The sequence below is a fragment of the uncultured Aquimarina sp. genome (assembly GCF_947492965.1).
Classification (GTDB): domain Bacteria; phylum Bacteroidota; class Bacteroidia; order Flavobacteriales; family Flavobacteriaceae; genus Aquimarina.
In genome coordinates, this window is the sequence record NZ_CANLOZ010000013.1 from 1 (window position 1) to 15,411 (window position 15,411).

Sequence of the window (15,411 nt, forward strand, 5' to 3'; positions counted from 1 at the left end):
CCACAGCTGATGATCCAAGCGAAGACATTGTGGTGAATAACGAAGTAGACTTAGTAGTTGCTAAGATTGTAGACAATCCTACACCAGATGAAGGTTCTAATGTTACCTATACAATTACTGTAACCAACAATGGTCCAGCACAAGCGACCAATGTAGTGTTAACAGATGTATTACCAGCAGGTGTTACCTATGTAAGTGATACAGGAGCGGGAGCTTATGTAAGTGGTACAGGACTATGGACAATTGGTACGATCAACAGTGGAGCGAATGCTACTATTGATATTGTAGCGAGTGTTGATGCAGGTACCAGTGGAGATACGATCACCAATATAGTTACTTCAGTTACTTTAGATCAAGTAGATAATGATACCACAGCTGATGATCCAAGCGAAGACGTTGTAGTTAATAATGATGCAGATCTAGTGATAAGTAAAACTGTAAGTAATCCAACACCAAGTGAACAAGAGATTATAACCTATACTATAACTGTAACTAATAATGGTGTTGCGCAATCAACAGGTTTAATAGTTAATGACCAACTTCCAGCAGGAGTTACGTATGTAAATGACATATCATCACAAGGAAGTTACGCACCAGGATCAGGAGATTGGACCGTCGGTGTTCTGAATAGTGGAGATACGGCTACTTTGGATATTCAAGTAGAAGTTGATAGTGGTACAAGTGGAGACACAATCACTAATTTTATAACTGTAGTATCTGATCAAAATGATCCAGATATTTCAAATAATGATTTGGAAGAATCTATTACAGTTACCAATATAGCAGATTTAGTGATTAGCAAAACTGTTGATGATAGTAATCCAAATGAAGGAGATACAATCAATTATACAATCGTAGTGCGAAATGATGGTACTGAACAAGCAACTCAGTTAATTATAAATGACTTATTACCATCAGGAATCACATATGTGTCAGATACAGCTAGTATAGGAACTTATAACAATGTGACTGGAGATTGGTCCATTGGAACATTGGATGCAGGAGCAACAGCGATATTAACAATAACAGTAACTGTTGATACTGGTACAAGTGGAACGACAATTAATAATATAATAACTTTTACAATGGATCAAACCGATCCTGATCTTACCAATAACGATTTGGAAGAAGAAATTAATGTTGTTAGTGATATAGATTTAGTAGTTTCTAAGTCAATAGTAGAAACAGGTCCATATGTATTAGGAGGTGTTTATACATACGTTATTACCGTGGCAAATTCTGGCCCTGCTCAAGCCACCAATGTATCTATTACTGATCAATTACCAGCAGGGATCACTTATATTGCTGATACACCAGATCAAGGATCTTATGATAACGTGACTGGAGTATGGACTTTAGGAACTATACCACCTGATGAACTGAGGATGTTAATGATAACTTTCTCAATAGATCCTGGTTCTTCTAATGCAACTATCACTAATATTATAACCGATGTTACTCTTGATCAGGTTGATCTTGATATCGTTGAAGATGATTTAGAAGAGACTATAGTAGTGGATGGTGATAATGATAATGATGGAATATCTGATAGTGTTGATATAGATGATGATAATGATGGAATTCTGGACATTGTAGAAGGAGATATAGATATGGATGGAGATGGTATACCAGATTCTCTTGATCAGGATAGTGACAATGATGGAATTCCTGACAATGTAGAAGGACAGACAACAGATGGATATGTGCCTCCTACTGGTAATGATAGTGATGGAGATGGATTGGATGATGCTTACGAAGGAACCGGTGATGAAGGAGTAAGCCCTGAAGATACTGATGGAGACGGTACTCCTGATTATATCGATGACGATAGTGATAATGACGGAATTCCAGACTTAATCGAAGCATTTGATTATGACAATGATGGAGTAGCAGACACTTTACCAAGCGGAGAAGATATTGATAATGATGGAATTGATGATGCTTATGACGGAGATACAACGGGATATGGAGATCCAAATGGTGACATTGTAGATACAGATCCTGATACCGAACTTAATAATACTGATGGTGATGCCGAACCAGACTATCGTGATATTGACGATGATGGTGATGGTATTGATACGGCTGAAGAAAATTATGATGGTGATGATGATCCTGGGGATACAGATACAGATGAAGATGGTATCCCAGATTATCTGGATACCGATGATGACGGTGACGGTATTGAAACAGAGGATGAATCTCCTGATCCTAATGGTGATGGTGATCCTGAAGATGCCATAGATACTAATGGAGACGATATTCCAGATTATTTAGATCCAAATGGTCCAATAGACCCCGATGCAGAAGATGGAGTTGAAATATTTACAGGAATTTCTACAAATGGAGACGGTATTAATGATGTATTCGTAATTCGAGGAATAGAAAATTTCGAAAACACAGTAGAGATTTATAACCGTTGGGGTGTAAAAGTGTTCAGTACAGATAATTATGGTAGAAATGATAACTTCTTTAGAGGTATATCTAATGGTAGAGCAACTGTAGAAGCAAGTGATGAACTACCAGTAGGAACGTACTACTATGTTTTAGAATATGTTCTCGAAACAGGAGAGCGTAAACAAAGAGCAGGATACTTATATATCAATAAATAACTTATCAAACTATGAGAAATACCCGTGAGATAACCCTCACGGGTATAAATAAAAATATTAAACTAAAGCTGATGAAAAAAGTATACATACTAATAACTACAGTGCTTTTAAGTTTCGCTTTCCAGGAAAATGGACTCGCGCAACAAGATGCTCAATATACACAGTACATGTATAATACGATTAGCGTAAATCCAGCATATGCTGGTAGTAGAGGAGTTATGAGTATTGCAGGTTTACACAGAAGTCAATGGGTAGGATTAGATGGAGCACCAAGAACACAAACGTTATCATTAAATACTCCCTTAGGAGAGAATAATCGTGTTGGATTGGGACTGTCCATCGTTAATGATGAAATTGGACCAACTAATGAAACCTATTTCGATATTGATTTTTCATATACAATACCTACTTCAGATAGTGGAAAGCTAAGTTTAGGATTAAAAGCAGGAGGTCATTTATTAAATGTGGATTTTCAAAGATTATCACAGTTTGATATAAATGATCCAAATTTTGAAAATAACATTGATAATAAATTCAGCCCAAATGTAGGAGTAGGGGTGTACTATCATACCAATAAGTTTTATTTTGGATTAAGCGCGCCAAACCTCTTAGAAACTGATCATTTTGATGAAGAAGCAACAGTAAATAGTAATGATTCATCTACATTCATTGCGGAAGAACGAATCAATTATTATTTGATATCTGGATACGTTTTTGAGCTAAATGATAATTTAAAGTTCAAACCAGCAGTTCTTGGTAAATTGGTTTTTGGAGCACCATTACAAGTAGATTTATCTGCTAATTTTTTAATGTATGATAAACTAACATTAGGGGTAGGCTACAGATGGAGTGCTGCTTTTAGTGCTATGGCAGGTTTTCAAATTTCTGATTCTCTAATGATAGGGTTTGCGTATGATAAAGAATCAACTGAGTTAGGTCGTACTCAATTCAATGATGGTAGTTATGAAGTGTTATTGAGATTCGAACTCTTTAGGAAATACAATAGAATGTTAACACCTAGGTTCTTCTAGAATAAAAAATATGAATATGAACTTATTAAGATATGTGATAAATATAATTATTTGGATAATACTGTGTGGTGTTATGAATGCTCAGGAAAAACGTCTGGAAAAAGCAGACGAAAATTTTGAACAATATGCGTTTGTAGATGCTAGAAAAATATATCTAGATGTTGCAAAAAGTGGATATTCGTCTTCAGATTTGTTCAAAAAACTTGGAGATTCCTATTATTTCAACGGAGAATTAGAAGGCTCTGTAAAATGGTATGAAGAGTTGATCAACGGATATGTAGATGAAGTTGATCCAGAATATCTCTTTAGATATTCTCAAAGTCTGAAAGGGGTTGAACGCTATGATGAAGCAGATAAGATTATGCAAAAGTTTTATGAAGCTTCTGGGACCGATCAAAGGGCAGAATATTTTGTAAGTACTAGAGATTATCTGAGATTTATAGAAATGCAATCAGGGAAGTTTACTTTAAAAAAAATAAATATTAATTCTAAATTTTCCGATTATGCTCCTAGTTTTAATAATCAAGGACAGATGGTTTTCGCATCTTCTAGAAATGGAGGAAATTCTGTAATTAAGACACTTCATGAGTGGAACGAAATGCCATTTCTAGATCTTTATTCTTCGGATATTACAGGGGATAGAAACGCATTGTCCAGTCCCAAAAAAATGAAAGGAGATATTAATACAAGATTTCATGAATCATCATCTTCATTTAGTCAAGATGGACAAACCGTCTATTTTACCAGAAATAACTTTACAAAAAAACGATTAGGATCAAATACTAGTGGAACAATTCTATTAAAATTATATAGAGCAACCTTAGAAGGAGAAAAATGGAAGAATGTCGAAGAGTTGCCTTTTAATAGCGAAGAATATTCTGTAGCGCATCCAGCGTTAAGTGCGGATGGGAAAAAATTATATTTTGCTAGTGATATGCCAGGAAGTAAAGGCTTGTCTGATCTATATGTGGTGGATGTTAATGAAGACGGAACTTTTGGAACCCCGAAAAATCTTGGTGATAAAATTAATACCGAAGGTCGAGAAACTTTCCCGTATGTAAGCAATTCAGGAAGGCTGTATTTTGCTAGTGATGGTCATGTAGGATTAGGTGGATTAGATATCTTTGTGGCGGTGCCAGATGCTATTACAGAATTTTCTCAACCATATAATGTTGGACGTCCAGTAAATAGTTCTGAAGATGATTTTACATTTGTGCTTAATGAAGAGACAAAGATTGGCTTTTTTGCAAGTAATCGACAAGGAGGAAAAGGAAATGATGATATTTATAGTTTTAAGCAAATAGATGATTTAATAACTACCTGTGCTCAATATGTGGAGGGTAAGGTTACCGATGCATACACTGGACAGATTCTTCCAGATACAGAAGTCTTTCTGCTAGATGAGAATAATAAGCAACTAGATAAAACAATTACCGATGCGCAAGGGAATTATAAGTTTAATGTTTCATGCGAAACAACCTATATTATAAGAGGATCAAAAATCGATTATAGTCCTACAGAAGCTCCATTAGAAACCAATACTGCTCTAGAGTATACACATCAACTTCCATTACAATTAGGAAAAGGAGGATTACAAGGACAAGAAGTAAAACCAGGAGATGATTTAGCTAAAGTTTTAAGACTACAAATTATCTATTTTGATCTTGATAAATCATTCATTAGACCAGATGCAGAAATAGAATTACAAAAAATTATTGCTGTTCTCAAAGAATACCCACAAATGAAAATAGATGTTCGATCCCATACAGATAGTAGAGCATCAGATAATTATAATATGTTCCTAAGTGAACGAAGGGCAAAAAGTACTATAAAATATATTGTAGAAAAAGGAGGGATCGATAAATCCAGACTCACTGGACGAGGATATGGAGAATCATCACTAGTTAATAAATGTGCTAATAATGTAGATTGTAGTGAAAAAGAACACCAAGAGAATAGAAGAAGCGAGTTTATTTTATTAGAATAACAAATAATAAAAAGTATTTTCTAACGAAATAATGAACAATTAGAAAGCAAAGTGATTTGTTAATAGGAGCTGATGTAATTTCTAAAAAGGATTGTTTTTTTATTTTTATATGACGATGGGAATAAAAACGTTAAGCAAAATTTTCGTACAAGACTTTTGTGATCTTATATTAGTATAGACCTCTCTATGCGAATGGGTAACGTAAGAGAGGTCTTCCTTATGAAGAAAATAGTTTGATGATCTTTAAGACCATTTTCATTTATAAATTATCAATGTTTTATATTTTAGCACTCTTATGGTAGATATTCAACTATTAGAGTACTTAGAATCTTTTCTTACTCCACGACGTCAGAATCTTAACAAAAATATAATTGCACAAAGAACAAACTATTTTTCTGTAGCTGTAGAAGATGTATATCAGTTACATAATACAAGTGCTGTAATAAGAAGCTGCGATGTTTTTGGAATTCAGAATGTTCATGTAATCGAAGAGATAAATGCTAAACGTATTGATAGAGAAATTGCAATGGGTGCGCAAAAATGGGTAGATATCAATAGGTATACTACCACCCGAGAATGTATAAATACCTTGAAGAGTAAAGGATATCAGATTGTGGCAACAACTCCTCATGATAGCTCTGTTGAGTTAAAAGACTTTGATATTAGCAAGCCATCAGTATTTTTCTTTGGTCAAGAACAAGAAGGTCTTAGTGATTTAGTATTAGATGAATCGGATGTTAAATTACATATTCCTATGGTAGGTTTTACCGAAAGTCTTAACATTTCAGTTTCTGCGGCGATAATTTTACAGCATGTAACTTCATTATTAAGAAATTCAGATATTCCTTGGCAATTATCAGAAACAGAAAAGATGGAAAAAAGAATGGATTGGGCCAAAAAAGTGATAAAAAGTCACGGAAAAATTATTGCTAGATACAAAGAAGAGCATAAATAACAAATACTAATTGATTGATTACGAATAATTAAAAATAGTATTCAAATTCTATAATTTTGCTGTTTTTTTATGTCGTAGTTTATGGGTAAAAAAAGGTTTACACGTAAAAGGTTAATGTGCTTAAATCAAACGATTTAAAATTTAATTCCCTATATTTGAGTAACTTAATACTGTTAAGTACCCATAAAACATCTTTGTCATGAGCAAAAAAAAGTCTCCTACCAGCAAAATGAAAGCACTTATAAAACAAGTGAAAACAGGTTTTAAATCTAATAAAACAACCATCAATTATACATCTGAAGTTGTTCACGATATTTTTCATAAAGGAACAACTACTTCGTAACTAACTAATCCATTTTCCAGGTATTTTTTTAATGTAACGATTTTGAAATACCTGGAATAACATTAAGATTAGTCAAAAATTATTTTTTGACTAAGAAGATGTTTTCTGTAAAATAATTATTGAAATCGTAATTTTCTTTTACCAGGATATTTCTGGAATATAATTGATATCTATAATCATTTACTCTTATCTCCCAGTTTCCTTTTGGTAATTGAACCGCATATAATCCATTCTCGGACACTTCAGTAAATCGTCTGATACCATTTTTGAATACTTCAATAGTAATCGGAGTAGTGATTTTCTGTAAAGTTGTTTTATCCATAATCTGCCCTTTTACATTATAAAAACTTTGTAACACTGGTTCCTTTTTAGAGGTTTTTGTGCCATTCCAGGAATACCAATAAGAAGAATTATTCCATACCCATTCACCAGAAAAGGAGTTATTAAAATTAGGGTTATTCATTTCAAAACGGATAATACCATTTTTGTTCATTCGATAGTTCTCAAAGGTGCCTTCAAAATATTCTTTCCCATTGATATAATGTCTATATCCATAGATGACACCAATATCACTGTAATCTCCATAGATAAGCTGTCCTTTTTCCACTAGTCTTAATTCTCCATAGGTAGAATTCCAGGTTCCAGTCCATTTGATATTGGAATAGAGATTGTTTTTTTCTAATACTTCTGTTTCGTTTATAAAGATTTCATCATCTTCTTTAGAACAGTTAGAAAAAGAAAAGATGATTAAAAATAAGCTTAGTAATTTTAAGAGTTTCATGCCTTTAGTATTTATTTGAATTACGATACTTAGTGTTCAATATGTCTAAAGGTTAACATGTGTAGATGAGTTACTATATTTTTTTCTTTTTCCCCGATCGTATCGATAGATGTCATCAAAAGCGTATCCACGGCCATCAATGACTTCAAATCTAAAATTGTGAAGACTTTTTGTCTTAATTATCTTAGCCATAAATGGAGTGCTTATAAAATAGGCTTGCTTACTATCTTTTGCATAAAAGTCTATATCGCATTCCTGATAATATTCCTTATTGGGAAGAATGCAAGCATCTAAAAATTGAAAAGTTTTCGGATCTGCGCCTTCAATAATTTGATCTTTGTAGAAAACATGATTCTTATCTTTTGCAATATTTAAAACAGCCTCATGTACCAATTCAAAACTTTTTGCATCACATTCTAAAGGACTTGTATTCCCAAAATATATAATATCATTCGCCATTAAATATACAGTATTAATGGGGTTTGTATTTTTTATCTTATAGGGTAATTTTTGATCAAATACATAATCCTTGGCTCCATCAGTAGCATATCCTTTGGAGATATCAATTATTTTAAGATTTTTTGGAGAAATGCCTTCGATAATAGAAAAAGGACACAGATAACTGTTTACATACACGTTGTTTTTATCAGCGAAATATATGGTTTCTTTGTATTCTCCATCTGCACTATAAGGACTTTTTTCTGCATGTCTTTCTACAATATGAAAGGTCTCAAAGTCTATTTCTTTATAGTATTTTTTAAAATATTCCGTATTGTAATAATAAATCTGTTTTTTGTCTTTTGAATACCCATATCCTAGCTTTTTCCAATCGGTTTGGTAATCAATACCGCGAAAAATTTTAAACTCTTTACCTGATTGCTCTCGAACTATCTGATGATCCCAAAAAATATCTAAAATAATGTAGTCATTCATATGGATAGGTATAAAATGTAAAGAAGAGTAGTTCTTTAAGGGTGATGTTATAAATTTAAGAAATGTGAAGACAAATATTTATTACTTATTAAAATTACTGTTCATTGTTTTTAATTTTTTTCAATCGTCTTACATCCCAAATTCCAATGCACACAACTAACAGGCATATGAATCCATACATAATTTTAATGCCCATAAAACCAATATGTTCATATAGCCAAAATAGAAAGTTGTTAGAGATAAATCCAGCTTCGTATTGCAATAATTCTCGATATGTAAATCCACCTATGATCAATAAAGATATCAGTATAAACATACTTGTTTTAAAGCCTTTATAAATACTTTTGGAGTGCTTACCTTCATACATATGGTGTTGTATAAAGCTATGATCATTTTTTCTTTTAAACATGATTTACTCTTTTTGAAATGACCAGATGTAAGCATAATTAAGTCCCATACCTTTTTCTTTATGATGTTCAGAAACACGTTCTTTGGTTCGAAATTCATCTTTCTTTATTTTGTATATTTTACCTTTATATCCAGAAGTAGGTGGCTTAGCCCCATTTATTTGATCTAAGGGTACTTTTTCGGTGTGCATTTGAATAATGATGGTGTCACCAGTTACATTTCTGATAATAGCCCAACTATTGCCCAAATCATTAAATTGTGATAAGCTCTCTCTTACTTGATGTTGTATGAGTAATTTATTATTTATAGTTGGATTTTCTAAAATCGCTCTTTTATCATCTGCAGTAGCTTTGGCACTAAAAAGTGCGTATCCTATACCAAAAGCTACTAATGCTAAAAATGCAAGTAATACCTTAAAAATAATGCTATACTTTTTTCCTGGTGTTTCGATTTGACTTTCGTCCTTTAATTTTTCAAAAACAGTTTCTATTTCTGGGGTCCATTGCACATTAGGAATTTCAGTCTTACAATTTGTACAGTACGCAATGCCACTTAGTTTATTGGTAGTATTATAGACAAGACCTGTATCAATATGTTTTTGATAAATTGTAATTTCTATACTATCCTTAGTGTTACAAATTGGGCAAATTATATCTTTGGTAATACCCTTATGAATTGGTACGTAAGTAGTTTTTACATTAAGTATAATCATGTTTATATTTTTGAGTGTATCTCTATTCTCTGTTGGATGGAAGAACTCTTTAGTTATTTAGATAAACAAGAAATGTGAAGACCTCTACTAATCCAATATTTATAGATTCACTAAAATAATGCTCCGATAAAAATTAATAGTACCAAATTATAATTTGAAACCTATAATCGTGTTTTGTAAAAGGATCATAAGTGCAATTGTTTTATAATCAGAAATGTAATGGATTTGTTTTGCTGCTCATTCAGATTGTTTTTTTTATTTAGAATAACTAACTTTTATCCTAAATAAAAACACAAATTATGGTTACTTGGTTTGAAATTCCGGTTACAGATATGAATCGAGCAAAAGCTTTTTATGAAAAAGTTTTCGATATAGAAATTCATCTTGTTGAAATGGATGGTGTTAAAATGGGGTGGTTTCCTAACAAAAATCAGGTAGGTACCGCTACAGGAACGTTGATTCTTTTAGAAGAGGATTATAAGCCTTCTGCTGATGGAGTAGTAGTATATTTTTCTTCAGAAGATGTAGCTAACGAGATTGCTAGAGTTAATGTCTCGGGAGGAAAAGTACTTATAGATAAAAAATTAATATCAAAAGAAAACGGATTTTTTGCCCAATTTATAGATTCTGAAGGGAATCGTATTGCGCTACATTCTCAGAAGTAATACTAATAAGGATTATTATTTCCTGTCCAGAACTTTATATTCCTCATAGCAATCGCTGATAGCATCAAGGATTTGAAGATCGTTAGCAAATTTTATAAAATCTACTGAGTAATTACAGTTGCGTAAAATTTCATCAATGTCCAAACGTTCTACTTGCAATAACGCCATAAGAGTAGCACGATCAAATTTAGACTCTAAGAGATTTCGGATCTCATCATCTTTCTTCATCTTTCTAAGTTTCCGAAGTTCATTTGATCGTTTACTAAAAATATTATAAAGAAAATCTGCAGGATTAAAAATAGCTCCCAGAACCTTATTTACGGCTCCTGGTTGTTTGCTTCCTCCTTCATAACCAGAATTTAATCCCGAAATACTATATCTATAATTGTTGTAAACCGGGATTTTTTTAGCATCAATCTCTAAATAACCAGTTAACTGAACATCCGCCACTACAACTTCTTCTAGAGCTATTCCAAGTTCTGTCATTTTAATTTTAACATCCCCAAACTTTTTCCAGTCATTCGTTACTCTAACTCTAAGCGCTTTGTATCCTATGTAGGTAAAATATAAGGTGTCATTAACTTTTGCTTTAATCTCAAAATTTCCTTCTTTGTCAGAGATAGTACCTATTACCTGACTTAAATTTACTACGTGAACATTCTGTAATTTACTATCTGTAGAGGCATTAAGAACTTGTCCGGATACAGTTTCAGGATCAGTTTCCTGAGCATATATTCCAATACTTAAAACAAGTGTTATGTAGAATAAAATTTTTTTCAAAAGCTCCCTTTTTTTAATAATTAATGATCAACTCTATCTAATATGACGGCTGTTCTATACGAACATAACATAAAAATCGGACCAAAAATCATATAGTTTAGTTAATTCATAAAAAAATTACCTTCGATCACTACGTTTTCTTCGATCTCTTCTTCCGTTATTATTTCCTTTATCACTGTTTTTTTGGTCACGTCGATTTCTTCCTTTAGGTTTAAAACCTTCGCTTCTTCTTTTTCCTTTAAAACCACCTCCATTGTTATCTCTTCTTCGTTTTCCTCTATTTCTACCAGAGTCTTTAGAGATCTCTACGTTCACTTTTCTGCCTTCCATTCTAAAATCTTCAAAAACAGCAAGAATCATATCTTGATGCTCAGAATCAGTATTGAAGAATGAAAAACTTTCTTTTACATCAACACGACTTACGCCATCTCTCCCTAATCCTAAAGTTTCTTTTAGAAAATCTTTTAAAGTCATCCAATCGAAACCATCCTTTTCTCCTACATTAATAAAGTAACGCGTACTACCATCTCTGCCTCTAGAACTGTCTCCACTATCTCTGGATACATTCAGATCCTTTGCCTTCTTGTAATAATTATGGAAGCGAGAGAATTCTACCGAGAAGAATTTTTTTACCAATTCTTCTTTCGAAAAATCTTCTAGTACTTCATTTATAGATGGTAAGTAGCTATCAATTTCGTGATTTATTTCTGATTTCGCAATATCGTTGGCAAGATGAAATAACTGTACTTGGCAAATTTCTTCTCCACTAGGTATTTCTTTTTCCTCAAACTTCTTTTTGATGATGCGTTCTACAGACTTAATTTTCCTAAGTTCACTTTTCGAAACGATTACCATAGAAACACCACTTTTTCCAGCACGACCTGTTCTTCCGCTTCTATGAGTGTAGGTTTCTATTTCATCTGGTAATTGATAATTAATTACATGGGTAACATCATCAACATCAATTCCACGAGCAGCAACATCCGTTGCAACTAACATTTGAATCTGACGGTTACGAAAACTTTTCATTACCAAATCTCGCTGATTCTGACTTAAATCACCATGTAATGCAGCAGCATTGTATCCATCTGTAATAAGATTTTCTGCAACTTTTTGAGTGTCTCTTTTGGTTCTACAAAAGATCACTGAAAAAATATCAGGATTTGCATCTGCTAATCTTTTTAAAGCAGCATAACGATCTCTGGAATTTACAACGTAATACTCATGAGATACGTTTTTAGATCCTGTGTTTTTATGTCCAACCGTTATTTCTTTTGGGTCATTCATAAAACGTTTGGCTATAGTAGCTACCTCTTTAGGCATGGTAGCAGAAAATAACCAAGTATTTTTGTCTTCTGGTGTATGCGCAAGAATGGAATTGATATCTTCATAAAATCCCATGTTTAGCATTTCATCTGCCTCATCTAATACGCAATATCCAATATTAGAGATATTAACCATTTTACGGTTAATCATATCTTGCATTCTTCCAGGTGTAGCAACAATTATTTGAGCACCACGTTTGATCTCTTTAGCTTGTTCCTGAATGCTGGCACCACCATAAATGGCAACGGTTCGTAGTCCGTCGCAAAATTTAGCGTAGTTTTTTAACTCGTTTGTAATTTGTAAACAAAGTTCCCGAGTGGGAGATAGGATAAGTCCTTGTGTAATTCTACTGTTTACATCGATTTTTTCAATTAAAGGAAAACCAAATGCTGCAGTTTTTCCTGTTCCTGTTTGCGCTAATGCGACAATATCAGTATCTTCACTAAGCAAAATAGGGATAGCCTTCTCCTGTACTTCACTAGGGGTCTCAAACCCCATTTCATTCACTGCTTTTATTATAGCTTCTCCGAGGCCTAATGCTTCAAATTTATTCATATATCTAAAATAAGCCGCAAAGGTACGGTTTATTATCTGTCTATAATAATAACGGAGTACTTATTCTGATGTGACAAAAATAATGTTTTTGATCACCAAGCAGGAAATCATTTTTTTATTTAATGATCTCTATTTCAAAAAGTTTGTCCCAGTTTTTTCCTGTAACAAATAATTGCTTTGTATCTTTTTTGTAGGCAATACCATTTAATACATCTAAATTTTCATGCTGACTCACTTTTTCCCTTAATCCAGATAAATTAATAACGGCTTCTAACGCTCCGTTTTTAGGATTAATAATAGCAATACCATCTTTTTGCCAGGTATTCGCATAAATTTTTCCGTCAATCCATTCCAATTCGTTAAACTTAGATTTAACCTTATTATGGGTAGTAACTTCGATATATGATTTTTCAGATAAGTCTTTCGGATCTAATACCCAGATTTTTTCGGTACCATCGCTTTTGTATATATGAGTTCCATCATTACACAGTCCCCATCCTTCTTTACTTTTATTATAGGTAAACCCTCCCGTTTTATCTAAAGTATTAAGATTGTATATAAAACCTTCTTTGGACTGCCATGTTAATTGATAGATGTTGTCCTTAATAATAGTGATACCTTCTGCAAAATATTTTTTGTCAATATCTTTCTTTATCAGTACTTCTCCAGTATTATAGTTTACTTTTCTCAATGAAGAAAAGCCATTTTTGCCAGTACTTTCATAAAGGGTATCTCCTACAAATTCTAATCCTTGCGTAAATGCTGTTTGATCATGAGGGTATTCTGCAATGATCTTATATTTGTATAGCTTAGGAGGTTTATTGTTGTAAAAGGTTAATTTTTTATAAATATCTTCTTCTTTACCTTCAAAATATACAATTGCTTTTAAAAGATGTTTTCCTAGTCTTTCATCATCAATTTTTTCTACTAATAATGTTTTATCAGTAGTAGTTAGTTTAGTGTCTTCAAAAAAGTAAGTAACGGAGTCAATTTCTAACTTTTTAGGATTAAGAATACTGGCTTTTATGGTTTCTCCAAGCTTAAATTTAGATGTATCACCATCAATTTTTATCGAAAATTGTTTTTTTTTCGCATCAGCATTACTTCCACACGCAAAGGTTAAAAAACATAATACTATGATGACGAATAGGTTACGGTTGTTCATGATATTGGAAATATTTAGAGCAAGATATTTATTTTAATTGGGTTTAAAAAATCATTGTTTTATATAGTAAAGATTGTATCTTTGCAGCGGCAAGTCCTACACAACCAGCTCCTGTTGAATCCTCCAGGGCGGGAACGCAGCAAAGGTATACGGTCGTAGCGGTGTGATGTAGGTAGCTTGCCTTTTTTTGTGCGCAAAAGTTACCTTTTCTAAATGTTTTCGTTTATTTCGTTCTTCTAAATTCATAAATCGTAAATCCAGATGTATATTTGCCGATATGAATACAAATCAAAACGCTAAAGTTGTTTTAATAACAGGTGGCTCATCAGGAATTGGAAAATCCATAGGGCAATTTCTTTCGACTAAAGGATATGTTGTTTATGGAACCAGTAGAAATCCTTCTCGTTACAAAGATTTCAATGATTTTCGCTTATTACAATTAGATGTTGCTGATAAGAATAGTATTGCTACTGCAGTAAATACCATCCAAAATGAGCAAGGACGATTAGATGTTTTGATCAATAATGCAGGTGCAGGGATTACAGGACCTATGGAAGAAATTCCAGAAGAAGAGATCATTAATAATTTTACTACCAATTATTTTGGGCCTATAAATGTAGCCAAATCGGTATTACCTATAATGCGAAAACAAAATAGTGGTTTAATTATCAATATTACATCTATCGCTGGATATATGGGATTGCCGTTTAGAGGTGTGTATAGTGCTTCTAAAGCTGCTCTCGAGGTGACTACAGAGGCGTGGCGAATGGAGCTAAAAACCTTTAATATCGAAATGACCAATATAGCTCCTGGTGATTTTGCTACAAATATTGCTGCAGGAAGATATCACGCACCTGTAGTTGATGGTTCTCCATACGAAAAAACGTACGGAGATTCTCTAAAATTAATGAATGAACACGTAGATGAAGGAATGGATCCGAATGAAATGGCTAAAGCAGTATATAGTGTAATTAATACCGCAAAACCTAAAGTGCATTATAAAGTAGGAGCGTTTATGCAAAAGTTTTCTATCGTTTTAAAAAGAGTTTTGCCCGATAAAGTATATGAGAAATTACTTATGAATCATTATAAATTGTAATTTTGCCCGATTCTAAAAAAGAATCATATAGAACTAGAATTTCAACAAATAATCATAAA

14 protein-coding genes and 1 other RNA gene are annotated in these 15,411 nt (G+C 32.8%); 8 read left to right on the forward strand and 7 right to left on the reverse strand.

Annotation, left to right across the window (positions count from 1 at the left end; genetic code table 11):
- The 5 genes from Q1B37_RS22015 to Q1B37_RS22035 form a co-directional block, all read left to right on the forward strand.
- A partial coding sequence (locus tag Q1B37_RS22015; protein ID WP_299902600.1) for a gliding motility-associated C-terminal domain-containing protein occupies positions 1–2,612 on the forward strand: 2,612 nt, incomplete at its 5' end.
- Between the two features lie 71 nt (positions 2,613–2,683).
- Positions 2,684–3,643: a type IX secretion system membrane protein PorP/SprF gene (locus Q1B37_RS22020; RefSeq protein WP_299902603.1), complete on the forward strand. Its 960-nt coding sequence runs from the start codon at positions 2,684–2,686 to the stop codon at positions 3,641–3,643.
- 16 nt (positions 3,644–3,659) lie between these two features.
- Positions 3,660–5,630: an OmpA family protein gene (locus tag Q1B37_RS22025; RefSeq protein WP_299902606.1), complete on the forward strand. Its 1,971-nt coding sequence runs from the start codon at positions 3,660–3,662 to the stop codon at positions 5,628–5,630.
- 295 nt (positions 5,631–5,925) lie between these two features.
- Complete coding sequence (locus Q1B37_RS22030; protein ID WP_299902609.1) at positions 5,926–6,585, forward strand: RNA methyltransferase; 660 nt, start codon at positions 5,926–5,928, stop codon at positions 6,583–6,585.
- 199 nt (positions 6,586–6,784) lie between these two features.
- Positions 6,785–6,928, forward strand: coding sequence for a hypothetical protein (locus Q1B37_RS22035; protein WP_299610343.1), 144 nt, complete (start codon positions 6,785–6,787; stop codon positions 6,926–6,928).
- A gap of 79 nt (positions 6,929–7,007) precedes the next feature.
- On the opposite strand, the gene Q1B37_RS22040 is transcribed toward Q1B37_RS22035, so the two are convergent.
- The 4 genes from Q1B37_RS22040 to Q1B37_RS22055 form a co-directional block, all read right to left on the reverse strand.
- A complete protein-coding gene (locus Q1B37_RS22040) occupies positions 7,008–7,709 on the reverse strand; it encodes a hypothetical protein (protein WP_299902612.1) in 702 nt (233 codons plus the stop codon).
- Between the two features lie 45 nt (positions 7,710–7,754).
- Positions 7,755–8,642, reverse strand: coding sequence for a DKNYY domain-containing protein (locus Q1B37_RS22045; RefSeq protein ID WP_299902616.1), 888 nt, complete (start codon positions 8,640–8,642; stop codon positions 7,755–7,757).
- A 94-nt stretch (positions 8,643–8,736) separates the two neighbouring features.
- Positions 8,737–9,051: a hypothetical protein gene (locus Q1B37_RS22050; RefSeq protein WP_299902619.1), complete on the reverse strand. Its 315-nt coding sequence runs from the start codon at positions 9,049–9,051 to the stop codon at positions 8,737–8,739.
- 3 nt (positions 9,052–9,054) lie between these two features.
- Positions 9,055–9,762, reverse strand: a complete 708-nt coding sequence (locus Q1B37_RS22055; protein WP_299902622.1) for a hypothetical protein — start codon at positions 9,760–9,762, stop codon at positions 9,055–9,057.
- A 299-nt stretch (positions 9,763–10,061) separates the two neighbouring features.
- Here Q1B37_RS22055 and Q1B37_RS22060 point away from each other — a divergent pair, with 299 nt between their 5' ends.
- Complete coding sequence (locus Q1B37_RS22060) at positions 10,062–10,427, forward strand: VOC family protein (protein WP_299902625.1); 366 nt, start codon at positions 10,062–10,064, stop codon at positions 10,425–10,427.
- Between the two features lie 15 nt (positions 10,428–10,442).
- On the opposite strand, the gene Q1B37_RS22065 is transcribed toward Q1B37_RS22060, so the two are convergent.
- The 3 genes from Q1B37_RS22065 to Q1B37_RS22075 form a co-directional block, all read right to left on the reverse strand.
- Entirely contained in the window at positions 10,443–11,207 is a 765-nt protein-coding gene (locus Q1B37_RS22065) for a carboxypeptidase-like regulatory domain-containing protein (RefSeq protein ID WP_299610358.1), read from the reverse strand.
- 117 nt (positions 11,208–11,324) lie between these two features.
- Positions 11,325–13,088, reverse strand: a complete 1,764-nt coding sequence (locus Q1B37_RS22070) for a DEAD/DEAH box helicase (protein ID WP_299902628.1) — start codon at positions 13,086–13,088, stop codon at positions 11,325–11,327.
- A 115-nt stretch (positions 13,089–13,203) separates the two neighbouring features.
- On the reverse strand, positions 13,204–14,253 hold the full coding sequence (locus tag Q1B37_RS22075; RefSeq protein ID WP_299902631.1) for a glutaminyl-peptide cyclotransferase: 1,050 nt from the start codon (positions 14,251–14,253) through the stop codon (positions 13,204–13,206).
- A gap of 87 nt (positions 14,254–14,340) precedes the next feature.
- Here Q1B37_RS22075 and ffs point away from each other — a divergent pair.
- Positions 14,341–14,439, forward strand: an RNA gene (gene ffs / locus Q1B37_RS22080) — signal recognition particle sRNA small type.
- A 91-nt stretch (positions 14,440–14,530) separates the two neighbouring features.
- Positions 14,531–15,352, forward strand: coding sequence for an SDR family oxidoreductase (locus Q1B37_RS22085; RefSeq protein ID WP_299902634.1), 822 nt, complete (start codon positions 14,531–14,533; stop codon positions 15,350–15,352).
- The last annotated feature ends 59 nt before the right edge of the window (positions 15,353–15,411 follow it).